The sequence below is a fragment of the Pseudomonas sp. TE3552 genome (assembly GCF_056278945.1).
Genome location: NZ_JBWBQJ010000001.1, coordinates 4,149,380 through 4,174,688, shown reverse-complemented (window position 1 = coordinate 4,174,688; position 25,309 = coordinate 4,149,380). Strand labels below are relative to the sequence as shown.

20 protein-coding genes and 1 pseudogene are annotated in these 25,309 nt (G+C 58.8%); 16 read left to right on the top strand and 5 right to left on the bottom strand.

Going from position 1 to position 25,309, the window contains the following annotated elements; genetic code table 11:
• Positions 1–16: 16 nt before the first annotated feature.
• The 5 genes from dapD to map all read right to left on the bottom strand — a co-directional run bounded on the left by dapD (position 17) and on the right by map (position 6,647).
• Entirely contained in the window at positions 17–1,051 is a 1,035-nt protein-coding gene (gene dapD / locus ACZ9BB_RS18875) for a 2,3,4,5-tetrahydropyridine-2,6-dicarboxylate N-succinyltransferase (protein ID WP_123719855.1), read from the bottom strand.
• 33 nt (positions 1,052–1,084) lie between these two features.
• Complete coding sequence (locus ACZ9BB_RS18870) at positions 1,085–1,447, bottom strand: ArsC family reductase (RefSeq protein WP_476215257.1); 363 nt, start codon at positions 1,445–1,447, stop codon at positions 1,085–1,087.
• A gap of 244 nt (positions 1,448–1,691) precedes the next feature.
• A complete protein-coding gene (gene dapC, locus ACZ9BB_RS18865; protein WP_476215255.1) occupies positions 1,692–2,891 on the bottom strand; it encodes a succinyldiaminopimelate transaminase in 1,200 nt (399 codons plus the stop codon).
• A gap of 230 nt (positions 2,892–3,121) precedes the next feature.
• Entirely contained in the window at positions 3,122–5,824 is a 2,703-nt protein-coding gene (locus ACZ9BB_RS18860; protein WP_476215253.1) for a [protein-PII] uridylyltransferase, read from the bottom strand.
• 40 nt (positions 5,825–5,864) lie between these two features.
• Positions 5,865–6,647, bottom strand: coding sequence for a type I methionyl aminopeptidase (map, locus tag ACZ9BB_RS18855; RefSeq protein ID WP_476215251.1), 783 nt, complete (start codon positions 6,645–6,647; stop codon positions 5,865–5,867).
• A gap of 373 nt (positions 6,648–7,020) precedes the next feature.
• On the opposite strand from map, the gene rpsB reads away from it, so the two are divergent.
• The 16 genes and pseudogenes from rpsB (at position 7,021) to dnaE (ending at position 25,263) form a co-directional block, all read left to right on the top strand.
• Complete coding sequence (gene rpsB, locus ACZ9BB_RS18850) at positions 7,021–7,758, top strand: 30S ribosomal protein S2 (protein ID WP_154743990.1); 738 nt, start codon at positions 7,021–7,023, stop codon at positions 7,756–7,758.
• 193 nt (positions 7,759–7,951) lie between these two features.
• Positions 7,952–8,818: a translation elongation factor Ts gene (gene tsf / locus ACZ9BB_RS18845; protein WP_476215249.1), complete on the top strand. Its 867-nt coding sequence runs from the start codon at positions 7,952–7,954 to the stop codon at positions 8,816–8,818.
• A 211-nt stretch (positions 8,819–9,029) separates the two neighbouring features.
• Complete coding sequence (gene pyrH, locus ACZ9BB_RS18840; RefSeq protein WP_003198235.1) at positions 9,030–9,773, top strand: UMP kinase; 744 nt, start codon at positions 9,030–9,032, stop codon at positions 9,771–9,773.
• On the top strand, positions 9,770–10,327 hold the full coding sequence (gene frr / locus ACZ9BB_RS18835) for a ribosome recycling factor (RefSeq protein ID WP_007940501.1): 558 nt from the start codon (positions 9,770–9,772) through the stop codon (positions 10,325–10,327). Before pyrH ends, frr begins: the two co-directional genes overlap by 4 nt.
• Positions 10,328–10,340: 13 nt before the next feature.
• Complete coding sequence (uppS, locus tag ACZ9BB_RS18830; protein ID WP_476215244.1) at positions 10,341–11,096, top strand: polyprenyl diphosphate synthase; 756 nt, start codon at positions 10,341–10,343, stop codon at positions 11,094–11,096.
• Positions 11,096–11,902, top strand: coding sequence for a phosphatidate cytidylyltransferase (locus ACZ9BB_RS18825; protein ID WP_476215242.1), 807 nt, complete (start codon positions 11,096–11,098; stop codon positions 11,900–11,902). Before uppS ends, ACZ9BB_RS18825 begins: the two co-directional genes overlap by 1 nt.
• Positions 11,899–13,089: a 1-deoxy-D-xylulose-5-phosphate reductoisomerase gene (ispC, locus tag ACZ9BB_RS18820; RefSeq protein WP_476215240.1), complete on the top strand. Its 1,191-nt coding sequence runs from the start codon at positions 11,899–11,901 to the stop codon at positions 13,087–13,089. The genes ACZ9BB_RS18825 and ispC overlap by 4 nt, the downstream gene beginning before the upstream one ends.
• Positions 13,090–13,141: 52 nt before the next feature.
• A complete protein-coding gene (gene rseP / locus ACZ9BB_RS18815) occupies positions 13,142–14,494 on the top strand; it encodes a sigma E protease regulator RseP (protein WP_476215238.1) in 1,353 nt (450 codons plus the stop codon).
• Between the two features lie 72 nt (positions 14,495–14,566).
• Positions 14,567–16,957 (top strand): outer membrane protein assembly factor BamA, encoded by a 2,391-nt coding sequence (bamA, locus tag ACZ9BB_RS18810; RefSeq protein WP_476215237.1) that lies wholly within the window; start codon positions 14,567–14,569, stop codon positions 16,955–16,957.
• A 45-nt stretch (positions 16,958–17,002) separates the two neighbouring features.
• On the top strand, positions 17,003–17,506 hold the full coding sequence (locus ACZ9BB_RS18805) for an OmpH/Skp family outer membrane protein (RefSeq protein ID WP_007907155.1): 504 nt from the start codon (positions 17,003–17,005) through the stop codon (positions 17,504–17,506).
• A gap of 3 nt (positions 17,507–17,509) precedes the next feature.
• Positions 17,510–18,565 (top strand): UDP-3-O-(3-hydroxymyristoyl)glucosamine N-acyltransferase, encoded by a 1,056-nt coding sequence (gene lpxD / locus ACZ9BB_RS18800; protein WP_476215235.1) that lies wholly within the window; start codon positions 17,510–17,512, stop codon positions 18,563–18,565.
• Between the two features lie 108 nt (positions 18,566–18,673).
• Entirely contained in the window at positions 18,674–19,114 is a 441-nt protein-coding gene (gene fabZ, locus ACZ9BB_RS18795; RefSeq protein ID WP_007940511.1) for a 3-hydroxyacyl-ACP dehydratase FabZ, read from the top strand.
• Positions 19,111–19,888: pseudogene (gene lpxA / locus ACZ9BB_RS18790) on the top strand (acyl-ACP--UDP-N-acetylglucosamine O-acyltransferase). Before fabZ ends, lpxA begins: the two are co-directional and overlap by 4 nt.
• Positions 19,889–19,890: 2 nt before the next feature.
• The gene (gene lpxB / locus ACZ9BB_RS18785; RefSeq protein WP_476215233.1) at positions 19,891–21,018 is read left to right on the top strand and encodes a lipid-A-disaccharide synthase; all 1,128 of its coding nucleotides are present in this window, start codon (positions 19,891–19,893) and stop codon (positions 21,016–21,018) included.
• A complete protein-coding gene (rnhB, locus tag ACZ9BB_RS18780; RefSeq protein WP_476215231.1) occupies positions 21,018–21,659 on the top strand; it encodes a ribonuclease HII in 642 nt (213 codons plus the stop codon). Before lpxB ends, rnhB begins: the two co-directional genes overlap by 1 nt.
• An 82-nt stretch (positions 21,660–21,741) precedes the next feature.
• Complete coding sequence (gene dnaE, locus ACZ9BB_RS18775) at positions 21,742–25,263, top strand: DNA polymerase III subunit alpha (RefSeq protein WP_476215229.1); 3,522 nt, start codon at positions 21,742–21,744, stop codon at positions 25,261–25,263.
• Positions 25,264–25,309 lie beyond the last annotated feature (46 nt).

Below are 25,309 nucleotides of genomic sequence, written 5' to 3'. Positions count from 1 at the left end.
TCGTTTGACGCTCTGCTTAGTTGTGAGCGTGCAGCGCTTCGTTCAACTCGATGGCCGATTTGTGGGTTTTGCACTCCACGGCACCGGTCTCGGAATTGCGGCGGAACAGCAGATCAGGCTGACCGGCCAGCTCACGGGCTTTAACGACTTTGACCAGTTTGTTGTGCTCATCCAGCAGCGCAACCTTGGTGCCGGCCGTCACGTACAGGCCCGACTCAACGGTGTTGCGGTCGCCCAACGGGATACCGATACCGGCGTTGGCGCCGATCAGGCAGCCTTCGCCGACCTTGATCACGATGTTGCCGCCGCCCGACAGAGTGCCCATGGTCGAGCAGCCGCCGCCCAGGTCCGAACCCTTGCCGACGAACACGCCAGCCGACACACGACCTTCGATCATGCCCGGGCCTTCGGTGCCGGCGTTGAAGTTGACGAAACCTTCATGCATCACGGTGGTGCCTTCGCCCACGTAAGCGCCCAGGCGAATACGTGCTGCGTCAGCGATACGCACGCCGGCCGGTACCACGTAGTCGGTCATTTTCGGGAACTTGTCCACCGAGAACACTTCCAGCAGCTCGCCGCGCAGACGGGCTTCCAGTTGATGTTCGGCCAGTTCGGCCAGATCGATGGCGCCCTGACTGGTCCAGGCCACGTTCGGCAGCAACGGGAAAATCCCGGCCAGGTTCAAGCCATGTGGCTTGACCAGACGGTGGGACAGCAGGTGCAGCTTGAGGTAAGCCTCAGGCGTGGAGCTCAGTTGCGCGTCTTCGGCCAGCAACGTGGCGACCAGCGGCTTGTGGCTCTCGGCCAGACGGGTCAACAGTGCCGCTTGTGCAGCGTCGACGCTTTTCAGCGCTTCGGCCAGTTGGGACGCCTGAGCGGTGCTGAAGGCGATGGCCTGATTGCCTTCGGTGTAGCCCAGAACCGGTGCAATGGCGGCGACCAGTTCGGCCGACGGGTTGAGCAGTGGCTGCGCGTAAAACACTTCCAGCCATGCGCCTTGACGGTTTTGAGTGCCGACACCGAAGGCCAGGCTGAACAGGGTAGTGGACATGTTGATACCTCTAACAAAATGGAACGGGCTGCCTTACTTGAGTGCGGCCACGTAGATATCTGGCTTGAAGCCAATCAGGGTTCGGTCACCGAGATCGAGCACCGGGCGCTTGATCATCGAAGGTTGTGCGAGCATCAGTTCGATGGCTTTGCGCTGGTCGAGATCGGCTTTGCGTTCGTCGTCGAGCTTGCGAAAGGTCGTGCCTGCACGGTTCAACACCACTTGCCAGCCGTGCTCGTCGCACCATTGGGTCAGGTGTTCACGGTCGATTCCGACCGTTTTGTAATCATGGAAGTCATAGCTCACAGCGTGTTCATCGAGCCAGGTGCGCGCCTTTTTCATGGTGTCGCAGGCTTTGATGCCGAAAAGGTGCAACGTTTTGCTTGAAACGGTCAAGGAATCGCCCCCTTTACAGGTGCTGAAAATAAAAGGTGACGGATTATGCCATGACCAGACGGTTTCGCGTCGGCTGTGGTCGGGTTTGTCTTTTTGTTGTGACCGTCCGTTGTTCCATGAACGGTCACCTGCAGTCTAAGCGACTAACATGGCACTTCAATGCTGTCGATTTTGTAGGGGGAGCAAGTTGGAGTTTTGTGTCATGAGTTGCCCGCGCTGCATTGCACAGTGCGGGCGGGAGTAGTTACTTGCGTCGGGTAATGAACGCGCGAATGCGCTCGGCCGCTTCTACGCATTCAGCCAGCGGTGCGACCAATGCCATACGCACACGCCCGGCGCCCGGATTGACGCCATCGACGTCCCGGGACAAGTAGGAGCCCGGTACCACGGTCACATGTTCCTGTTCGAACAGGTCACGGCAGAACGCCGCGTCATCACCATTCACATTCGGCCACAGGTAGAAACCACCGTCCGGACGCTGTACGTCCATCACCGGGCTGAGGATCTCCAGTACTGCATCGTATTTTTCGCGATATAGCGCACGGTTGGCGCGTACATGCACTTCATCGTTCCACGCGGCAACGCTGGCCAGTTGGGTCTGAACCGGCATCGCGCATCCATGGTAGGTGCGATAGAGCAGGAAGCCCTTGAGAATGTCGGCATCACCGGCGACAAAGCCCGAGCGCAGGCCCGGCAGGTTGGAGCGCTTGGACAGGCTGTGAAATACCACGCAACGCTTGAAGTCCTGGCGACCCAGTTCGACGCAAGCGCTGAGCAGGCCGGCCGGTGGGGTTTGCTCGTCGAAATACAGTTCGCTGTAGCATTCGTCCGCGGCGATCACGAAGTCATATTCGTCGGCCAGGGCAATCAGTTTCTTCAGGGTATCGACCGGAATCAGTGCGCCGGTCGGGTTGCCCGGTGAGCACAGGAACAGGATCTGGCAGCGTTTCCAGATGTCCGGAGAAACAGCGTCAAAATCCGGGTTGAAGCCGTTTTCATCCAGGCACGGCAGGTAATGCGGCTTGGCGCCGGCGAGGAATGCCGCGCCTTCGTAGATTTGATAGAACGGATTCGGGCTGACCACCAGCGCGTCTTCGCCACGGTTGACCACAGTCTGGGTGAACGCGAACAGCGCTTCGCGCGTGCCGTTGACCGGCAGCACATTGCGCGTCGGGTCGAGCCAGCCGCTCGGGACGCTGAAGCGGCGTTCGCACCAGGCGGCGATGGCTTCACGCAAGGCAGGGATGCCGAGGGTGGTCGGGTACACGGCCATCTGATCCAGATTGCTTGCCAGGGCTTCGGCGACAAAAGCTGGCGAGCGGTGTTTCGGTTCGCCGATGGACAGCGCGATGGCGCGCTTGTCCGGGTTTGGCGTGACGCTGCCGAGCAGGGCGCGGAGCTTTTCGAACGGGTAGGGCTGCAACTGGTTCAGAGCGTTGTTCATGAGGGCCTCGTTCAATGTGGGAGGGCTAGTGTGGTGTTGGGGGCTTGTTGTGGTGAGGGGGCTTGCCCCCGTTCGGCTGCGCAGCAGTCGTAAAACCTTTGTATGCGGTGTATCTGATACATCGCGATGCAGGTTTTGGGGCCGCTTCGCAGCCCAACGGGGGCGAGCCCCCTCGCCACAACAAGCCCCTGTCCACAGGAAGTCCGTTCCCACAGGGGAAAATGGTTGGTTCAGATGCTGATGCGCGACAGTTTGATATCGGGTTCCTGGCTGACGCTCAGCTGTTCGACGATTGCATCCTGCAAACGGCTGCATAGCAGTGGGTCGGACAGCGGCTGATTGTTCGCGTCGGTGATGAAGAACACGTCTTCCACGCGTTCGCCCAAGGTGGCGATCTTGGCGTTCTGCAGCGACAGGTCGAACTCGAGGAAAATCGTGCCGATCCGCGCGAGCAACCCGGGGCGGTCGGGTGCGCTGAGTTCCAGCACGGTCACCGGACGCTGGGCATCGTTGTGGATCGTCACCTGTGGCGCAAAGGCAAAGTGCTTGAGCTGACGAGGCACCCGACGCTGGATAATCGTTGGGTAGTTGTCCGGGTTGCGCAGAGCTTCGGTCAGGCCGTCGCGGATCTGCTTGACCCGCGCCGGGTTGTCGCCGATCGAGTCGCCATCGGTGTCGAGTACGATATAGGTGTCGAGGGTGAACTGGCTGCTGGAGGTGATGACCCGGGCGTCGTGAATGTTCAGGTTGAGCTGGTCCATCGCGGCCACGGTCACGGCAAAGAAGTCGTGCTGGTCCGGTGCATAGATGAAGATCTGCGTACCGCCCTCGAACTCGCGCTGGGTGGTTTCCTTGATCAGTACCAGCGGCCCCCCGTCGGCCGGCTGCTGCAGGATCGCGTCAGTGTGCCAGGCCACGTCGCCGGCGGTGTGACGCAGAAAGTAATCATCGCCCAATTGCGCCCAGAGCTGCTCGACGTCGTCCGGGTCGGTGCCGCCGCGAACCAGGATGTCCAGCGCCGCGCTCTGGGTCTGGCGGATCTGTTCTTCGCGATCCACCGGGTTTTCCAGGCCACGACGCAAGGCGCGTTTGGTCTCGGTATAAAGCTGGCGCAACAGGCTCGCGCGCCAGGAGTTCCACAGCGTCGGGTTGGTTGCGTTGATGTCGGCAACGGTCAGCACGTACAGATAATCGAGGCGGGTTTCATCGCCGACGGTCTGCGCGAAATCGTGGATCACATGCGGGTCGGACAGGTCCTTGCGCTGGGCCGTGGTCGACATCACCAGATGGTTCTGCACCAGCCACACGATCAGGCGGCTGTCCCAGATCGGCAACTGATGGCGCTGGCAAAAGGCCTCGGCATCCACTGCGCCGATTTCCGAGTGATCGCCATGCCGGCCCTTGCCGATGTCGTGGTACAGGCCGGCCAGGTAAATCAGTTCCGGCTTGGGCAGTTTGGCCATAAGCTTACTGGCCAATGGGAATTTTTCCGACACCTGGGTGTATTGCAGCTTACGCAGGTGCTTGATCAGGTTCAGGGTGTGTGCGTCGACCGTATAGATGTGAAACAGGTCGTGCTGCATCTGCCCGACAATAAAGCCGAACTCCGGCAGATAACGCCCAAGAATTCCGTAACGGTTCATCCGCCGCAGGTTGCGGTGGACGCCGATCTTGCACTTGAATAATTCGATGAACAGGCTGGTATTGCGAATATCGTTGCGGAAGTCGTCGTCGATCAGATGACGGTTCTCGCGCAGCAGACGGATGGTATCGGCGCGTACGCCTTTGATTTCCGGCTGTTGGGCCATCAGCACGAAGATTTCGAGCATGGCGAACGGTGTGCGACGGAACACATTGTCGTTGCGCGCTTCGATGTAGCCGTCGTGCAACTGGAATCGCGAGTTGATCGGCTGTGGCGGCGCTTCGTCCTCCGGTGCCAGGATCACTTCTTCAAAGTGCTGGATGATCAAGTCGCTGAGCTGCGCGATGCTCATGACCACCCGGTAGTACTGCTGCATGAAGTTTTCGATGGCGTGCTTGGCGTCATTGCCGACGAAACCCAGCAGCCCGGCAATCGTGCGCTGGTGATCGAACAGCAGGCGGTCTTCAGAGCGACCGGCGAGCATGTGCAACGCGTAACGCACTTTCCACAGAAATTCCTGGGACGAAGCCAGCAGGGCGTTCTCGCTCTCCACCAGGAAACCTTCGCCCGCCAGGGCTCGCAGGTTCAGGGTGCCGTACTCACGACGGGCGACCCAAAGAATCGTCTGAATATCCCGCAGGCCGCCGGGCGAGCCTTTGACGTTGGGTTCCAGGTTGTACTCGGTGTCGTTGTACTTGTGGTGACGGGCTTTCTGCTCGGCGCGCTTGGCCAGGAAGAACTCTTTACTGGGCCACATGTGCGCGGTGCTGGTCACGTCCAGCATGCGCTGGCGCAGGCGCTCGGGGCCGGCAATGGTGCGGCTTTCCATCAGGTTGGTGATCACCGTCAGGTCGGCGCGGGCTTCCTCGGCGCATTCGTCCACCGAGCGAACGCTCTGGCCGACTTCCAGGCCGATGTCCCACAGCAGTGTCAGAAAGCGCTCGATGGAGTCACGGAAAACTTCGTGATCGGCATTGTCCAGCAGGATCAATAAGTCGACGTCGGAATAGGGGTGCAACTCGCCGCGACCGTAGCCGCCGACCGCGACCAGCGCGATGTCGGCATCGAAGCTCCAGTTGAACTGTTCCCAGGCCTTTTGCAGGATGTTATCGACGAACCAGGCACGATCCTCGATCAACCGGCGAATGTCCCGGCCGCTGCGAAACCGCTCGTCGAGCACCTCGCGGGCCTGACGGATCGCCTTCTTGAAAGCAGCGATAGGGCTTGCCTTCAGGGCCAGTTCCGCCTGGAACTGGCCGCGGTCGAAGAGTTCGGGATCCACCTGCGGCATCGATTGGCTTTCCTTTCTATAAGGCTGGGAACGGGCGGGATCAGGCCGAAACGCGCGCGATGGTATCGTCGCTGCGCAGGGTGAAGATCTCGTAGCCAGTGTCGGTCACCAGCAGGGTGTGTTCCCATTGCGCCGACAACTTGCGGTCCTTGGTGATTGCGGTCCAGCCGTCGCCCAGCACCTTGGTGTCGGCCTTGCCCTGGTTGATCATCGGTTCGATGGTGAAGGTCATGCCGGCTTTCAGTTCCATGCCGGTGCCGGCGCGGCCGTAGTGCAGGATCTGCGGCTCTTCGTGGAACACCTTGCCGATGCCGTGGCCGCAGAACTCGCGAACCACCGAGAAGCCGTTCTTTTCGGCGTGCTTCTGGATCACTTCACCGATATCGCCCAGGCGGCAGCCGGGTTTAACCAGTTCGATGGCCTTGTACATGCATTCCTGAGTCACCTGGGACAGACGCTCGGCCCAGACTGGCACGGTGCCGACGTGGAACATGCGGCTGGTGTCGCCGTGGTAACCGTCCTTGATCACGGTGACGTCGATGTTCAGCGTGTCACCATCCTTCAGCGGCTTCTCGTTCGGGATGCCATGGCAGACCACGTGGTTGATCGAGGTGCAGATCGACTTCGGGAAGCCTTTGTAGTTGAGCGGGGCAGGAATGGCTTTCTGCTCGTTGACAATGTAGTCGTGGCAGATGCGGTCCAGCTCTTCGGTGGTGACACCCGGTTTGACATAATCGGCAATCATTTCCAGCACATCGGCGGCCAATTTGCCGGCGATACGCATTTTGGCGATGTCCTCTGGGGTTTTGAGGGTGACGGTCATACAGGCTCTCTCTGCGCTCAATGGCGCCTTCTAAAACGAAATGGGCATTGCGCGAGCAATCGCCGCGGCCCTGAAAAACGCGATTCTATCAGACGATCAGCGCAAATCTGAGCCTCTGTGCATCGCTTCTCTCTATAGGATGGCGCATTCTGGAGGGATTCCAAGGTCGGGACGAAAAGCATTCGCCAGGTTTTCAGAATCCGGGTTCCGTTTTTTCCTGCCTTGTGATATAAAATGCGCCGCTTTCCGGGGATACCCTGAAAAGCTTAAATCCACACACGTGTCGACACGATGACCTGGGTGCCTTCAGCTGATGCTGCTGGTTGGTCATTGGGATACGTGGAGGCCAAACCCGACTTATTAAGGAACTATCATGTCCCAAGTCAACATGCGCGATATGCTGAAGGCCGGTGTGCACTTCGGTCACCAGACCCGTTACTGGAACCCGAAAATGGGTAAATACATTTTCGGCGCGCGTAACAAGATCCACATCATCAACCTTGAAAAAACCCTGCCAATGTTCAACGAAGCTCTGACTTTCGTAGAGCGTCTGGCCCAGGGCAAAAACAAGATTCTGTTCGTCGGCACCAAGCGTTCTGCTGGCAAGATCGTTGCTGAAGAAGCAGCACGTTGCGGTTCGCCGTACGTCGATCACCGCTGGTTGGGCGGCATGCTGACCAACTTCAAAACCATCCGTGCTTCCATCAAGCGTCTGCGTGACCTTGAAGTACAAGCCGAAGACGGTACTTTCGCCAAGCTGACCAAGAAAGAAGCGCTGATGCGCACTCGCGATCTTGAGAAGCTGGATCGTTCCCTGGGTGGTATCAAGGACATGGGCGGTCTGCCAGACGCTCTGTTCGTTATCGACGTTGATCACGAGCGCATCGCGATCACCGAAGCCAACAAGCTGGGCATCCCGGTTATCGGCGTAGTCGATACCAACAGCAGTCCGGAAGGCGTTGACTACATCATCCCAGGCAACGATGACGCAATCCGCGCTATCCAGCTGTACATGGGTTCGATGGCTGACGCTGTAATCCGCGGTCGCAACCACGTTGCTGGCGGTACCGAGCAGTTCGTTGAAGAAACTCCGGTAGCAGCGGCTGAGTAATTGACGCCTTGGCGTTGACTCAGTAAGCAAAAAGGGGGCTTGGCCCCCTTTTTGCCACCTCGAAAACCATTTGTCGGCAGCGCAGCTACAGCATTTGTAACGTGCAGCGGCTAACAAGGGTGGTTCGGGAAGAATTGATCGCCCGTTCGATCGGGTGGAATGGTTGAAAACCTATCCAAGAGGAATTTTGAAAATGGCAGAGATTACTGCAGCGTTGGTCAAAGAACTGCGCGAGCGTACTGGCGAAGGCATGATGGACTGCAAAAAGGCCTTGACCAAGGCTGGCGGCGACATCGAAAAAGCCATTGATGACATGCGTGCTTCGGGCGCCATCAAGGCAGCCAAAAAAGCAGGCAACGTTGCTGCTGAAGGCGCGATCGCTATCAAGGCTGACGACAAGTCCGCCGTGCTGCTGGAAGTCAACTCGCAGACCGACTTCCTGGCCCTGCAAGACGACTTCAAGAGCTTCGTTGCTGCCAGCGTAGAAAAAGCCTTCGCCGAAAAACTGACCGACGCAGCTCCGCTGATCGCCGCTCAGGAATCGGCTCGTGAAGCCCTGGTGGCCAAAGTTGGCGAAAACGTCAACATCCGTCGCCTTGTGCGCGTAGAGGGTGACGTTGTCGGCACCTACCTGCACGGTAACAAGATTGGCGTTGCTGTCGTTCTTAAAGGCGGCGATGTTCAGCTGGCCAAAGAGATCGCCATGCACGTGGCCGCAAGCAACCCTGAGTTCCTGCTGCCATCGCAGGTTTCGCCAGAAGCCATCGAGCGTGAGAAGGGCGTTTTCCTGACCCTGAACGAAGACAAGATGAAAGGCAAACCAGCCGAAATCGTCGAGAAGATGATCGCTGGCCGTATCTCCAAGTTCCTGGCCGAAGCCAGCCTGGTCGAGCAAGCTTTCGTCATGAATCCGGAAATCACCGTTGGTGCTCTGGCCAAGAAAGCTGGCGCTGAAATCGTTTCCTTCACCTACTTCAAGGTTGGCGAAGGCATCGAGAAGCCAGTTGACAACTTCGCTGAAGAAGTTGCCGCGCAACTGGCTGCTGCCAAGCAACAGTAAGACGGTTTTTTAACTGTCGCCCTGAAGAGGCTGCCCGCTCACGCGCGCAGCCTCTTTTCAGATGGGGATGCCAATTTATTTGGCTTCTCGTCGGAACTGGCTTACAAAGCCGTGTTCCGATGGCGCTGTGATAGCGTCAAGCTAGAGTGAACGCAGGCTGCAAACAGCCCGCAAAGAATTTTTTTAAAATACGCCGCAGGAGAGATTCGCAATGGCTCAGCAGGGCAGTGGTTATCAGGCTCGCTATAAACGCATTCTACTCAAGCTTAGCGGCGAGGCCCTGATGGGCTCGGAAGAGTTCGGGATCGATCCGAAAGTTCTGGATCGCATGGCGCTGGAAGTTGGCCAACTGGTCGGCATCGGTGTTCAGGTCGGTCTGGTGATCGGCGGCGGTAATCTGTTCCGTGGCGCGGCGCTCAGCGCGGCCGGCATGGATCGGGTCACTGGCGACCACATGGGCATGCTGGCCACTGTAATGAATGCCCTGGCGATGCGCGATGCGCTGGAACGTGCCAATATCTCGGCCATCGTAATGTCGGCCATTTCCATGGTTGGCGTGACCGATCACTATGATCGCCGCAAAGCCATGCGCCACCTGAACTCCAAGGAAGTCGTGATTTTCGCGGCCGGTACCGGTAATCCGTTCTTTACTACGGATTCGGCGGCCTGCCTGCGAGCGATCGAGATCGATGCCGATGTCGTGCTCAAGGCGACCAAGGTCGATGGCGTCTACACCGCTGACCCTTTCAAAGACCCGCATGCCGAGAAGTTCGATCATCTGACTTATGATGAAGTGCTGGATCGCAAGTTGGGTGTAATGGATCTGACGGCCATTTGCCTGTGCCGCGACCACAAAATGCCGCTGCGCGTATTTAACATGAACAAGCCCGGCGCCCTGCTGAACATCGTGCATGGCGGCGCTGAAGGGACCCTGATCGAGGAAGTTCAACAATGATCAACGAAATCAAGAAAGACGCTAAAGAGCGCATGCAGAAATCCGTAGAATCGCTGGCGCACAACTTCGGCCGTATCCGTACCGGCCAGGCGCACCCAAGCATTCTGGAAGGCGTGATGGTTCCGTACTACGGTGCCGACACTCCGATCAAGCAGGTGGCAAACATCACCGTTAAAGACGCTCGTACCCTGCAAGTCGTTGCCTTCGAGCGCAACATGCTGGGCGCGGTCGACAAGGCCATCGGTAGCGCTGGCCTGAACCTCAACCCGACCAACCTGGGTGAGTTGCTGCTGATCTCCATGCCAGCCCTGACCGAAGAAACCCGCCGCGGCTTCACCAAGCAGGCTCGTGATGTAGCTGAGGATGCCCGTGTTGCCGTGCGCAACATCCGTCGCGATGCAAACAGCTCGCTGAAGGACCTGGTCAAGGAAAAGGAAATCAGCGAAGACGAAGAGCGTCGCGCCACTGGCGAGATCGACGATCTGACCAAGAAATTCGTGGCTGAAATCGACGCTAAGTTGGCGGAAAAAGAAAAAGACCTGATGGCCGTATAAGGGTCGAGTTTTAATGGATAAGACAAAGCAGACTGCGCCGTCCGCGGTGCCGCGCCATGTCGCGATCATCATGGATGGTAACAATCGCTGGGCGAAAAAACGCTTTATGCCGGGTGTCGCCGGGCATAAAGCGGGCGTGGATGCGGTGCGTGCGGTGATCGAGGTATGTGCCGAGGCCGGGGTCGAAGTATTGACCCTGTTCGCGTTCTCCAGCGAGAACTGGCAGCGCCCGGTCGATGAAGTCAGTGCCTTGATGGATCTGTTCTTCAAGGCGTTGCGTCGTGAGGCCAAGCGCCTGAACGACAACAACATCAGTTTGCGCATCATTGGTGACCGTTCGCGTTTTCACCCGGAGCTTCAGGCCGCCATGCGCGAAGCCGAGGCAATGACTGTCGGCGCCAACCGCTTTGTCCTGCAGATCGCCGCCAACTACGGCGGTCAGTGGGATATCGCACAGGCTGCGCAGCGTCTGGCACGCGAAGTTCAGGCCGGGCATCTGCGTCCGGAAGACATTACCCCCGAGCTGTTGCAAACCTGTCTGGCGACCGGTGACCTGCCGCTGCCGGACTTGTGTATTCGTACCGGTGGCGAGCATCGCATCAGCAACTTCCTGCTGTGGCAACTGGCTTACGCCGAGTTGTACTTCTCCGACCTGTTCTGGCCGGACTTCAAACACGATGCCATGCGCAATGCGCTGGTCGATTTCGCTTCTCGCCAGCGTCGCTTCGGTAAAACGAGTGAGCAGGTCGAGGCTGGAGCCCGGGTTTAATGCTTAAACAACGAATCATCACGGCGCTGATCTTGCTGCCGATTGCCCTGTGCGGGTTTTTCCTGCTCGAAGGCTCCGGTTTTGCGCTGTTCATCGGGTTGGTGGTGACGCTCGGTGCATGGGAGTGGGCGCGCCTGGCAGGTTTTGCCGCCCAGTCGATCCGCGTTGCCTATGCGGCAGTGGTCGCATTGATGCTGTTTATCATGCACATCCTGCCGGGGCTTGCGCCTTGGGTCTTGGGCGCTTCGGTGCTCTGGTGGGGCGTGGCGACATACCTGGTGCTGACCTATCCACGGTCCAGTGAGCACTGGGCCAGTGCGGCTTGCAAGCTGGTGATCGGTTTGTTGATTCTGTTGCCGGCCTGGCAAGGTCTGGTCCTGATCAAACAGTACCCCTTGGGCAACTGGCTGATCATGGCGGTGATGGTGTTGGTCTGGGGGGCGGATATTGGTGCGTACTTTTCCGGCCGGGCCTTTGGCAGGCGCAAGCTGGCGCCGCAAGTCAGCCCTGGCAAGAGCTGGGAAGGCGTGTACGGTGGTTTGCTGCTGAGCCTGGTGATCACGGCGGTCGTCGGCTTTGTGCGGGACTGGAGTTTCGCTCAGGCGCTGATGGGGCTGTTTGGTGCCGCAATGGTCGTGTTCATTTCAGTGGTGGGTGATCTCACCGAAAGCATGTTCAAGCGCCAGTCGGGGATCAAGGACAGCAGTAATCTGCTGCCAGGTCACGGCGGTGTACTGGATCGTATCGACAGCCTGACGGCGGCGATTCCGGTATTCGCCGTGCTGCTGTGGATGGCGGCACCGTGAGCCGCCCGCAACAGATTACCGTACTCGGGGCGACCGGTTCGATTGGTCTGAGCACTCTCGACGTTATCGCCCGTCATCCCGAGCGTTATCAGGTGTTCGCCTTGAGTGGTTTCACTCGTTTGAGTGAGCTGCTGGCGCTGTGCGTGCGTCATGCGCCACGCTTCGCGGTCGTTCCGGAATCGGGTGCTGCCCGACGCTTGCAGGACGATTTGCATGCGGCTGGTCTGTCGACCCGCGTTCTGGTGGGGGAGGAGGGCTTGTGTCAGATAGCCTCCGACCCGCAAGTCGATGCAGTAATGGCAGCCATCGTAGGGGCGGCGGGCTTGCGTCCGACCCTGGCGGCGGTCGAGTCTGGCAAGAAGATACTTCTGGCCAATAAGGAAGCGCTGGTGATGTCCGGTGCGCTATTCATGCAGGCGGTGCGTAAGAGCGGTTCGGTGCTACTGCCGATCGACAGCGAGCACAACGCGATTTTCCAGTGCATGCCACGGGATTTCGCCCGAGGACTGGGTGCGGTCGGTGTGCGTCGGATTTTGCTGACAGCCTCTGGCGGCCCGTTCCGGCAGACACCCATGGCCGAACTGGCGCATGTTTCCCCCGAGCAAGCGTGCGCTCACCCGAACTGGTCCATGGGGCGCAAGATTTCGGTGGATTCGGCCAGCATGATGAACAAAGGGCTCGAGCTGATCGAGGCCTGCTGGCTGTTCGATGCCACGCCGTCCCAGGTCGAAGTGGTGATTCACCCGCAGAGCGTGATTCATTCGCTGGTCGACTACATCGATGGTTCGGTCTTGGCGCAGTTGGGCAATCCGGATATGCGCACGCCAATCGCCAATGCCCTGGCCTGGCCGGAGCGGATCGACTCGGGTGTTGCGCCGCTGGACCTGTTCGCCATCGCTCGCCTGGATTTCCAGGCTCCCGATGAAGAGCGTTTCCCTTGCCTGCGTCTTGCGCGTCAAGCCGCCGAGGCTGGCAATAGCGCACCGGCCATGCTCAATGCTGCGAATGAAGTGGCTGTTGCAGCCTTTCTCGACGGACGGGTTCGCTATCTGGAAATCGCGAGTATTATCGAGGAAGTGTTGAACCTCGAGCCTGTGGTTGCGGTAGATGATCTCGAGGCAGTGTTCACGGCCGATGCGAAAGCTCGGGTACTGGCCGGGCAATGGTTGAGTCGTCACGGGCGATAGGTGCTGCAATACGTTGCCCCATGCGGCACTGATAGGATTGCGGAGAAAGTAGATGAGCGCGCTCTATATGATTGTCGGCACCCTGGTAGCGCTGGGCGTGCTGGTCACCTTCCACGAATTCGGCCATTTCTGGGTCGCTCGTCGCTGTGGGGTCAAAGTGCTGCGTTTCTCCGTAGGCTTCGGCATGCCGTTGCTGCGCTGGCACGACAGCAAAGGCACTGAATTCGTGGTTGCCGCCATCCCTCTGGGCGGCTACGTGAAGATGCTCGATGAGCGCGAAGGCGAAGTACCGGCCGATCAGGTCGATCAGTCCTTCAATCGCAAATCCGTCCGTCAGCGCATTGCCATCGTGGCGGCCGGCCCGATTGCCAACTTTCTATTGGCAATGGTGTTTTTCTGGGCATTGGCAATGCTGGGTAGCGAGCAGGTGCGGCCGGTTATCGGTGCGGTCGAGTCCGGCAGCATCGCCGCCAAGGCCGGTTTGAGCCCGGGTCAGGAAATTATTGCCATCGACGGCGAGCCGACCTCCGGCTGGGCTGCGGTGAATCTGCAACTGGTCCGCCGTCTGGGGGAGAGCGGTTCCCTTCAATTGCTGGTCCGCGAACAAGGCTCCACGGTGGATTCTCCCCGTGAGCTGGCGCTGGACAAGTGGCTCAAGGGCGCTGACGAGCCGGATCCGATTCGTTCGCTGGGTATTCGTCCCTGGCGTCCGGCATTGCCGCCGGTCCTGGCCGAGTTCGATCCGAAAGGGCCGGCGAAGGCCGCTGGCCTGAAGATCGGTGACCGCCTGTTGGCCCTTGATGGCAAGGCACTGGATGACTGGCAGCAGGTGGTCGACATCGTCCGTATGCATCCAGATACCAAAATCATGCTGCACGTCGAGCGCGATGGTGCTCAAATCGACGTCCCTGTGACACTGGCCGCTCGCGGCGAGAGCAAGGCACCCAGTGGTTATCTGGGGGCTGGGGTGAAACCGGTCGATTGGCCGCCAGAAATGATTCGTGAAGTCAGTTATGGTCCCGTGGCTGCAATTGGCGAGGGTGCTCGACGCACCTGGACCATGAGCGTACTGACCCTCGATTCGCTCAAGAAAATGTTGTTCGGCGAGCTCTCGGTAAAAAACTTGAGTGGACCGATAACCATTGCTAAAGTGGCGGGCGCTTCTGCCCAGTCGGGCGTCGCTGATTTCCTGAATTTCCTTGCTTATCTGAGTATTAGCCTGGGGGTTCTGAATTTGCTGCCCATTCCTGTACTGGATGGGGGGCATTTGTTGTTTTATCTGATCGAGTGGGCGCGTGGTCGTCCCTTGTCGGATCGGGTGCAAGGTTGGGGGATACAGATCGGTATCAGTTTGGTGGTCGGGGTGATGTTGCTTGCTCTGGTCAATGATCTAGGTCGACTGTAACGCTTCGCTGAATTGCGAATCTGCCGCATTTTGCGGCAGTTTTTATTGCCAGTTGGAATAAGAAAGGACTTCATGAAACGTCTGCTGCTAACTGCGGTTCTCACCGTATTGATGATCGCCGAAGTTCACGCCGAGTCCTTCACTATCTCTGATATTCGCGTCAATGGCCTCCAGCGGGTCTCCGCGGGTAGCGTCTTTGGTGCCTTGCCGTTGAACGTCGGCGAACAGGCGGATGATCGTCGCCTGGTGGAATCCACTCGTGCGTTGTTCAAAACCGGGTTCTTTCAGGATATCCAGCTGGGTCGCGATGGCAACGTCCTAGTCATCACTGTAGTCGAGCGTCCGTCGGTCGCCAGTATCGAGATCGAAGGCAACAAGGCGATCTCCACTGAAGACCTGATGAAGGGCCTCAAGCAATCCGGTCTGGCCGAAGGCGAGATCTTCCAGCGCGCCACCCTCGAAGGTGTGCGTAACGAGCTGCAGCGTCAATACGTCGCTCAAGGTCGCTACTCGGCTACCGTCGATACCGAAGTGGTGCCGCAGCCGCGTAACCGTGTTGCCCTGAAGGTCAACATCAACGAAGGCACCGTTGCGGCTATCCAGCACATCAACGTGGTGGGTAACACGGTCTTCCCCGATGAAGACCTGATCGACCTGTTCGAACTCAAGACCAGCAACTGGCTGTCGTTCTTCAAGAACGACGACAAGTATGCCCGTGAAAAACTCTCCGGTGACCTGGAGCGTCTGCGCTCCTACTACCTGGACCGTGGCTATATCAACATGGATATCGCTTCGACCCAGGTGTCCATCACCCCGGACAAGAAACACGTCTATATCACTGTCAACGTCAACGAAGGCGAGAAGTACACCGTTCGTGACGTCAAGCTCAGTGGCGACCTGAAAGTGCCTGAAGACCAGGTCAAGTCCCTGCTGCTGGTTCAGAAGGGCCAGGTGTTCTCGCGCAAGCTGATGACCACCACGTCCGAACTGATCACCCGCCGTCTGGGTAACGAGGGTTACACCTTCGCCAACGTCAACGGCGTGCCTCAGCCTCACGATGACGACCACACGGTCGACATCACGTTCGCTGTCGATCCGGGTAAACGTGCCTACGTGAACCGCATCAACTTCCGTGGCAACACCAAGTCCGAAGACGAAGTGCTGCGCCGTGAAATGCGTCAGATGGAAGGCGGCTGGGCTTCGACCTACCTGATCGACCAGTCCAAGACTCGTCTGGAACGTCTGGGCTTCTTCAAGGAAGTCAACGTCGAAACGCCGGCCGTGCCGGGTGTCGATGACCAGGTTGATGTGAACTACAGCGTTGAAGAGCAGGCGTCCGGTTCGATTACCGCCAGCGTCGGTTTCGCCCAGAGTGCCGGCCTGATCCTCGGTGGTTCGATCACTCAGAACAACTTCCTGGGTACTGGTAACAAGGTCAGCATCGGTTTGACCCGCAGCCAATACCAGAGCCGCTATAACTTCGGTTATGTCGACCCCTACTGGACCGCTGACGGCGTGAGCCTGGGTTACAACGCTTTCTACCGTACAACTGACTACAAAGACCTCGACGTCGACGTAGCCAGCTATGCCGTAGACAGCCTGGGTGCTGGCGTGAGCGTCGGTTACCCGATCAGCGAGACTTCGCGCCTGACCTTCGGTCTAACTGCACAGCAGGACAAGATCAAGACCGGCCAGTACACCGTTGACGAGATTTTCGACTTCGTTAACCGCGAGGGCGACAGCTACCTGAACTTCAAGGCTTCGGCCGGCTGGTCCGAGTCCACTTTGAACAAAGGCGTATTGGCGACCCGTGGTCATTCCCAAAGCCTGACCCTGGAAACCACCACGCCTGGTAGTGACCTGTCGTTCTTCAAGCTTGATTACCGTGGCCAGTTGTTCCAGCCATTGTCTGAAAACTACACCATGCGCCTTCACACCGAACTGGGTTATGGCGATGGCTACGGTTCGACCGATGGCTTGCCGTTCTATGAAAACTACTATGCTGGTGGTTTCAACTCGGTTCGTGGTTTCAAGGACAGTACCCTCGGTCCTCGCAGTACCCCAAGTCGCGGTGCGGCTGTGACGGGTAACACTGGTACGCTCGCTGACCCGGACCAGGACCCGCTGCCGTTCGGTGGTAACGTTTTGATTCAGGGCGGTGTCGAAGTTCTGTTCCCGCTGCCATTCGTCAAGGATCAGCGTTCCCTGCGCACTTCCGTTTTCTGGGACGTGGGTAACGTTTTCGACTCCAAGTGCGACAAGACGACGAACGCAAATGTCGGTTCAACCGCTCAAACAGCGTGTAACGACATTAGCCTGAGCAACATGGCCAGTTCCGTCGGTGTAGGCGTGACCTGGGTTACCGCACTGGGTCCTCTGAGCTTCGCGTTGGCCATGCCGGTCAAGAAACCGGATGACGCTGAGACTCAAGTGTTCCAATTCTCCCTCGGCCAGACGTTCTAAGCGTCTGACCCAAGATAACGACAATGGATTTTGTAGGAGTGCATCGTGCGTAAGTTGACTCAATTGGTTCTCCTGGCGACCGTACTGGTAGCAGGTCCGGCTTTTGCCGACATGAAAATCGCCGTTCTGAACTATCAGATGGCACTGCTGGAATCCGACGCGGCGAAAAAATACGCCGTGGATGCCGAGAAGAAGTTCGGCCCACAACTGACCAAGCTCAAGAGCCTGGAAAGCAGTGCCAAGGGTATTCAGGATCGTCTGATGGCTGGCGGCGACAAAATGCAGCAAGGCGAGCGTGAACGTCTGGAGCTCGAGTTCAAGCAAAAGGCCCGTGATTTCCAGTTCCAGTCCAAGGAACTGAACGAAGCCAAAGCCGTTGCCGACCGTGAAATGCTGAAGCAGCTCAAGCCGAAACTGGACAGCGCTGTGGAAGAAGTCATCAAGAAAGGTGCTTTTGACCTGGTCTTCGAGCGTGGCGCAGTGATTGATGTCAAGCCTCAGTACGACATCACTCGCCAGGTTATCGAGCGCATGAATCAGCTGAAGTAACCCATGACAGCGACCATAAAGCTCGGCCAGTTGGCCGAGTTCCTCGGCGCCACCTTACGTGGCGACCCGAAGAAAGACATTACTGGGCTAGCCACTTTGCAAGAGGCTGGCCCAGCTCAGTTGAGCTTTCTGGCAAATCCTCAATACCGTAAATACCTGGCTCACAGTCAGGCCGCAGCTGTATTGCTGAAGGCCGCTGACGCTGAAGGTTTTGCCGGTGATGCGCTGGTGGTGCCTGATCCGTATCTGGCCTATGCGCGTATTTCCCACTTGTTCGATCCCAAGCCCAAGGCGCCTGCCGGTATTCATCCGACAGCGGTGGTGGCAGCAGATGCAGTGGTCGATCCAGCGGCGAGTATCGGTGCTTTTGCGGTCATCGAAAGTGCAGCGCGTATTGGTGCTGGTGTGACCATCGGGGCTCATTGCTTCATTGGCGCTCGCAGCGAAGTCGGTGAGGGCGGCTGGTTGGCCCCGCGCGTCACGCTGTATCACGACGTGCGCATCGGCAAGCGTGTGGTGATTCAGTCCGGTGCCGTACTCGGTGGTGAAGGCTTCGGTTTTGCCAACGAGAAGGGTGTTTGGCAGAAAATCGCCCAGATCGGCGGTGTCTCGATCGGGGATGACGTGGAAATAGGCGTAAATACTGCTATCGATCGCGGCGCTCTGGCCGATACCGTCATCGGTAATGGTGTGAAGCTCGACAACCAGATTCAGATTGCCCACAACGTCCAGGTCGGTGACCACACCGCCATGGCCGCGTGTGTAGGGATTTCCGGCAGCACCAAAATCGGCAAGCACTGCATGCTTGCCGGTGGCGTTGGGCTGGTGGGGCATATCGACATTTGCGACAACGTTTTCCTTACCGGGATGACCATGGTTACCCACTCGATTACCGAGCCGGGTTCCTATTCTTCCGGTACGGCGATGCAACCGGCAGCCGAATGGCGCAAAAGCGCGGCACGTATCCGTCAGCTCGATGACATCGCGCGACGTCTGCGACAGCTGGAAAAGCGTGTAGGGGACGTGACCCCTGACGGTATTGCTTCATCAGATGGCTGATACCATTTCCATATCAAGTGTGCACAGCCGCTAGACTGCCTCCTTGATTTGCTAGAGGGGTGCGCGTCAGTCGCGCGCTCCCAATCTTTACATAGGCTTCCCCCCGAAATGATGGACATCAACGAGATTCGCGAATACCTGCCTCACCGTTACCCGTTCCTGCTGGTGGACCGGGTCGTGGATCTGGATGTGGAAGGCAAGCGCATTCGCGCCTACAAGAATGTCAGCATCAACGAGCCGTTCTTCAATGGTCACTTCCCTGCGCATCCAATCATGCCGGGCGTATTGATCATCGAGGCGATGGCCCAGGCTGCCGGGATCCTTGGTTTCAAAATGCTCGACGTGAAACCGGCCGACGGCACCCTTTACTACTTCGTCGGCTCAGACAAACTGCGCTTCCGCCAGCCAGTGCTGCCGGGCGATCAGTTGATCCTTGAAGCCAAGTTCATCAGCTGCAAGCGTCAGATCTGGAAGTTCGAATGCCAGGCTTCGGTCGATGGAAAACCGGTCTGCTCTGCTGAAATCATCTGCGCGGAACGCAAACTATGAGTTTGATTGACCCTCGCGCAATCATCGATCCGACGGCCGTTCTGGCCGACGACGTCGAAGTCGGCCCTCTGGTCGATCATCGGCGCAGGTGTGGAAATCGGCGAGGGGACAGTGATCGGGCCGCATGTGATTCTCAAGGGCCCGACCCGAATCGGTAAGCACAACCGCATCTACCAGTTTTCTTCGGTAGGCGAGGACACGCCCGATTTGAAATACAAGGGCGAAGAAACCCGTCTGGTCATCGGTGACCACAACGTCATCCGCGAAGGCGTGACGATTCACCGCGGGACCATTCAGGACCGTTCGGAAACGACCCTGGGCGATCACAACCTGATCATGGCCTATGCCCACATCGGTCACGACAGCGTTATCGGCAACCACTGCATCCTGGTCAACAACACCGCGTTGGCGGGCCATGTGCACGTGGAGGACTGGGCGATCCTGTCCGGTTTTACCCTGGTTCACCAGTATTGCCATATTGGCGCCCACAGCTTTTCCGGCATGGGTACTGCCATTGGCAAGGACGTTCCAGCCTACGTCACGGTATTCGGCAACCCGGCCGAAGCCCGCAGCATGAACTTCGAAGGCATGCGCCGTCGCGGTTTCAGCGAAGATGCGATCCATGCGCTGCGTCGTGCCTACAAGGTGGTTTACCGCCAGGGCCTGACGGTCGAGCAGGCGCTCGCCGAGTTGGCCGAACCCTCGCTGCAGTTCCCGGAAGTCGCGGTGTTCCGTGATTCCATCCAGTCTTCGTCTCGCGGCATCACCCGTTAACCATGGCCAATCTGTGTGTTGCGCTGGTGGCGGGAGAGGCTTCCGGTGACATTCTAGGTGCGGGCCTCATGCGCGCGCTCAAGGCCCGGCATCCGGCGGTCGAGTTCATTGGTGTCGGCGGTCCGCTGATGCAGGCTGAAGGCCTGACCTCGTATTTTCCGATGGAGCGCCTTTCCGTCATGGGCCTGGTGGAAGTGCTGGGCCGTTTGCGCGAGCTGTTGGCGCGTCGCAAGAAACTGGTCGCGGATCTGATCGCCCGGAAGCCGGACGTGTTCATCGGTATCGATGCCCCGGACTTCAACCTCAATATCGAACTCAAGCTGCGTCAGGCCGGGATCAAGACCGTGCATTACGTCAGCCCGTCGGTCTGGGCCTGGCGACAGAAGCGGGTGCTGAAGATTCGCGAAGGCTGCGATCTGATGCTGACGCTGTTCCCGTTCGAAGCGAAATTCTATGAAGAGAAGGGCGTGCCGGTGCGGTTTGTCGGGCATTCCCTGGCCGATGCGATCCCGCTTCAGGCCGATCGCGCCGCCGCGCGGGCCGAACTTGGTTTGCCGGACGGGCCGCTGGTCGCCCTGATGCCGGGCAGCCGTGGTGGTGAGGTCGGGCGCCTCGGCGCGCTGTTCCTCGACACCGCCCAGCGCTTGCGGGCCATGCGTCCGGGCGTGCGGTTCGTCATGCCGTGTGCGAGCCCGGAGCGCCGGGCCCAGCTTGAAGAGCTGCTGGCCGGTCGCGATCTGCCGCTGACTTTGCTCGATGGCAAATCCCATCTGGCCCTGGCGGCTTGCGACGCGGTGTTGATCGCTTCGGGGACGGCTACGCTGGAAGCATTGCTATACAAGCGACCGATGGTGGTCGCTTATCGCTTGGCACCGCTGACGTTCTGGATTCTTAAACGGATGGTGAAGAGCCCTTATGTCTCGTTGCCGAATCTGCTGGCCCAGCGTTTGCTGGTGCCGGAATTGTTGCAGGACGATGCGACGGTCGAAGCCTTGGCCCAGACCCTGTCGCCACTGATCGAAGGTGGCCAGGAGCAGACCCGAGGCTTTGACGAAATCCACCGAACCCTGCGCTTGGATGCCTCCAATCAGGCAGCGGACGCGGTACTGAACCTGATTGGCAGAGCATAATGAGCAAAGCAAGCAAGCAGCTGGGCCTGGATTTTATGCTGGTCGATGAAGTTGTAGATCTGGTGGCGGGTGTTGATGAAGTCGGTCGCGGCCCGCTGTGCGGTGCCGTGGTGACGGCGGCGGTGATCCTCGACCCGAGCCGGCCGATCCTCGGTCTCAACGATTCGAAGAAGCTCTCCGAGGCCCGCCGCGAAGCGCTGTACGATGAAATCTGCGAAAAAGCCCTGAGCTGGCATGTCGCTCGCGCCGAAGTGGAAGAAATCGACGAGCTGAACATTCTTCACGCCACCATGCTGGCCATGCAGCGTGCGGTCGAGGGCCTGCACATTCAGCCGAAACTGGCGATGATCGACGGCAACCGCTGCCCGAAACTCTCGATGCGCGCCGAAGCGGTGGTGCAGGGCGACAGCAAAGTGCCGGCCATCGCCGCGGCGTCGATTCTGGCCAAGGTCAGCCGTGATCGTGAAATGGCGGCGTTCGAACTGATTTACCCGGGGTACGGCATTGGTGGTCACAAAGGCTACCCGACGCCCGTTCATCTGGAAGCGCTGACGCGTCTGGGGCCGACACCGATTCACCGCCGCTCGTTCGCCCCGGTGCGCCTGGCATATGAAGCGCGGGAAAACCTGATCGAGGGTTAGTCGCAGGCTGATGTTTTACTCAAGGCCCGGTACAATCCGGGCCTTGTTGTCTTCACGTTTCTAGTTTCTAGACAGGATCACCATGCCGGCTTCATTCGTTCATCTACGCCTGCACACTGAATATTCCCTGGTCGACGGTCTGGTGCGGATCAAGCCGCTGGTCAAGACCCTGGTCGGCATGAATATGCCTGCCGTGGCGGTCACCGACCAGAACAACATGTGTTCCCTGGTCAAATTCTACAAAGCCGCCATGGGCGCGGGGATCAAGCCGATCTGCGGTGCCGACCTGTGGCTGTCGAACAAGGATCCGGACAACCCCTTGAGCCGGATCAGCCTGCTGGCGATGAACGCCGTGGGTTATCGCAACCTTACCGAACTGATCTCCCGTGGCTTCATCGACGGCCAGCGCAATGGCTCGATCATCATCGAGCGCGAGTGGGTGGCCGAAGCCAGCGAAGGCTTGATCATGCTGTCGGCGGCGAAAGAGGGCGAGATCGGCCTGGCCATGCTCAGCGGCAACCCGGACGAAGCCGAAACCCTGGCTCGCGAGTGGATGGCGGTGTTCCCGGATCGTTTCTACCTGGAGGTCCAGCGCACCAATCGCCCCAATGATGAAGAGCAACTGCACGGCGCCGTGGCCCTGGCCGAGAAAATCGGCGCGCCGCTGGTGGCGACCAACGACGTGCGCTTCATCAAGCAGGAAGATTTCGAAGCCCACGAAACCCGCGTTTGCATCGGTGAGGGCCGCGCCCTCGACGATCCGCGGCGTTCGAAGAATTACAGCAATCAGCAATACCTCAAAAGTGCCGAGGAAATGGCCGAGCTGTTCAGTGACCTGCCCGAGGCGCTGGAAAACACTGTCGAGATTGCCAAGCGCTGCAACATCGAAGTGAAGCTGGGCAAGCACTTCCTGCCCAACTTCCCGATTCCCGATGGCATGACCATCGACGAATATTTCCGCAAGGTCTCTTTCGATGGCCTGGAAGAACGTCTCACCGTTCTGCTGCCCAAGGACACCACCGAAGACTACGAAGCCAAGCGCCAGGTCTACGTCGACCGGCTGAATTTCGAGCTGGATATCATCATCCAGATGGGCTTCCCCGGTTACTTCCTGATCGTGATGGACTTTATCCAGTGGGCCAAGAACAACGGCGTACCGGTCGGTCCTGGCCGTGGGTCGGGTGCCGGGTCGCTGGTGGCCTATGTGCAGAAGATCACTGATCTCGACCCGCTGGAATATGACCTGCTGTTCGAACGTTTCCTTAACCCGGAACGGGTTTCCATGCCCGACTTCGACGTCGACTTCTGCATGGACGGTCGTGACCGGGTGATCGAGTACGTGGCCGAGAAATACGGCCGTAACGCGGTTAGCCAGATCATCACCTTCGGTTCGATGGCGGCGAAAGCAGTGGTCCGTGACGTGGCGCGGGTGCAGGGCAAGTCCTACGGCCTGGCGGATCGTCTGTCGAAGATGATTCCGTTCGAAGTCGGCATGACTCTGGAAAAGGCCTACGAACAGGAAGAGATCCTGCGCGACTTCATCAAGGTCGATGAAGAGGCTGCGGAAATCTGGGAAATGGCCCGCAAGCTTGAAGGGGTTGTGCGTAACGTCGGCAAGCACGCCGGTGGCGTGGTGATCGCGCCGACCAAACTGACCGACTTCTCGCCGATCTATTGCGACGAAGCGGGCGACGGTCTGGTAACCCAATTCGACAAGGACGACGTCGAGGCGGCCGGTCTGGTGAAGTTCGACTTCCTCGGTCTGCGCACCCTGACGATCATCGACTGGGCGCTGAAAACCATCAACCGCGACCGCGCCAAGGTCAACGAGCCGCCGCTGGATATCGCCTTCATCCCGCTCGACGACAAACCGACCTACACGCTGCTGCAAAAAGCTGAAACCACTGCGGTGTTCCAGCTTGAGTCGCGCGGCATGAAAGAGCTGATCAAAAAGCTCAAGCCCGACTGCCTGGAAGACTTGATCGCACTGGTGGCCCTGTTCCGTCCGGGCCCGCTGCAATCGGGCATGGTGGACGACTTCATCAACCGTAAGCACGGTCGCGCGGAACTCGCGTACCCGCACTCGGATTACCAGTACGACGGCCTCAAGCCGGTATTGGCGCCGACTTACGGCATCATCCTGTATCAGGAACAGGTGATGCAAATTGCCCAGGTCATGGCCGGTTACACCCTTGGCGGTGCGGACATGCTGCGTCGAGCCATGGGTAAGAAAAAACCGGAAGAAATGGCCAAGCAGCGTGGCGGTTTCATTGAAGGTTGCGCCACCAACAATATCGACGCCGACCTGGCCGGTAACATTTTCGACCTGGTGGAAAAATTCGCCGGTTACGGCTTCAACAAATCCCACTCCGCCGCCTACGGCCTGGTGTCGTACCAGACCGCATGGCTGAAAGCCCACTACCCGGCACCGTTCATGGCGGCGGTACTGTCGGCGGATATGCACAACACCGACAAGGTCGTGACCTTGATCGAAGAAGTGCGGACCATGAAGCTGCGCCTCGACGCACCGGACGTGAACACTTCGGAGTTCAAGTTCACGGTGAATGACGAAGGCCGGATTATTTACGGGCTGGGCGCGATCAAGGGGGTGGGCGAAGGTCCGGTAGAGGCGATCACCGAGGCGCGTCTGGATGGCCCGTTCAAGGATCTGTTCGATTTCTGCGCCCGGGTCGACCTCAAACGCATCAACAAGCGCACCCTGGACGGCTTGATTCGCAGTGGTGCGCTGGATCGTCTGGGCCCGTATTTCCACGATGAACCGAAAGCCTATCAGGCCAACATCGACCGCAACCGGGCGGTCTTGCTGACGGCGATGGAAGAGGCGATCAAGGCGGCTGAACAAACGCTCCGGACCCACGACAGTGGCCATGCCGATCTGTTTGGCGGCCTGTTCGTTGAAGAAGACGCCGACGTATACGCCAATCACCGCAAGGCCAAGGAACTGACCCTCAAGGAGCGGCTGAAGGGAGAGAAAGACACCCTGGGCCTGTACCTGACCGGTCACCCGATCGACGAATACGAAGGTGAAATCCGCCGCTTCGCCCGTCAGCGCATCATCGACCTGAAACCTGCGCGTGATACTCAGACGGTCGCGGGTATGATCATCGCCCTGCGCGTGATGAAGAACAAAAAGGGCGACAAGATGGGGTTCATCACCCTCGACGACCGCTCCGGGCGGATCGAAGCCTCGCTGTTCGCCGATGCATTCCATTCCGCGCAGTCGCTGTTGCAGACCGACGCGATGGTGGTGGTCGAAGGCGAAGTCAGCAACGACGATTTCTCCGGTGGCCTGCGGCTGCGGGTCAAGCGGGTGATGAGCATGGAAGATGCACGCACCAACCTGGCCGAAAGCCTGCGACTGAAGTTGCAGACCAAGGATTTGAAAGGCGATCAGCTACGCTGGCTGGGTGAGTTGTTCAAGCGTCACCGCGGCGCGTGCCCGATCACCATGGAGTACACCAGCCCTGATGCGAAGGCCTTGCTGCAGTTCGGCGAGACCTGGCGGATCGACCCGGCGGATGCCTTGATTCAAGCCTTGCGTGACCAGTTCGGGCGAGACAACGTCTTCCTCCAATACCGTTGACGGTCAGGCGCCATTCCTTATCCTTGGAACGCACCTGATCCCGACC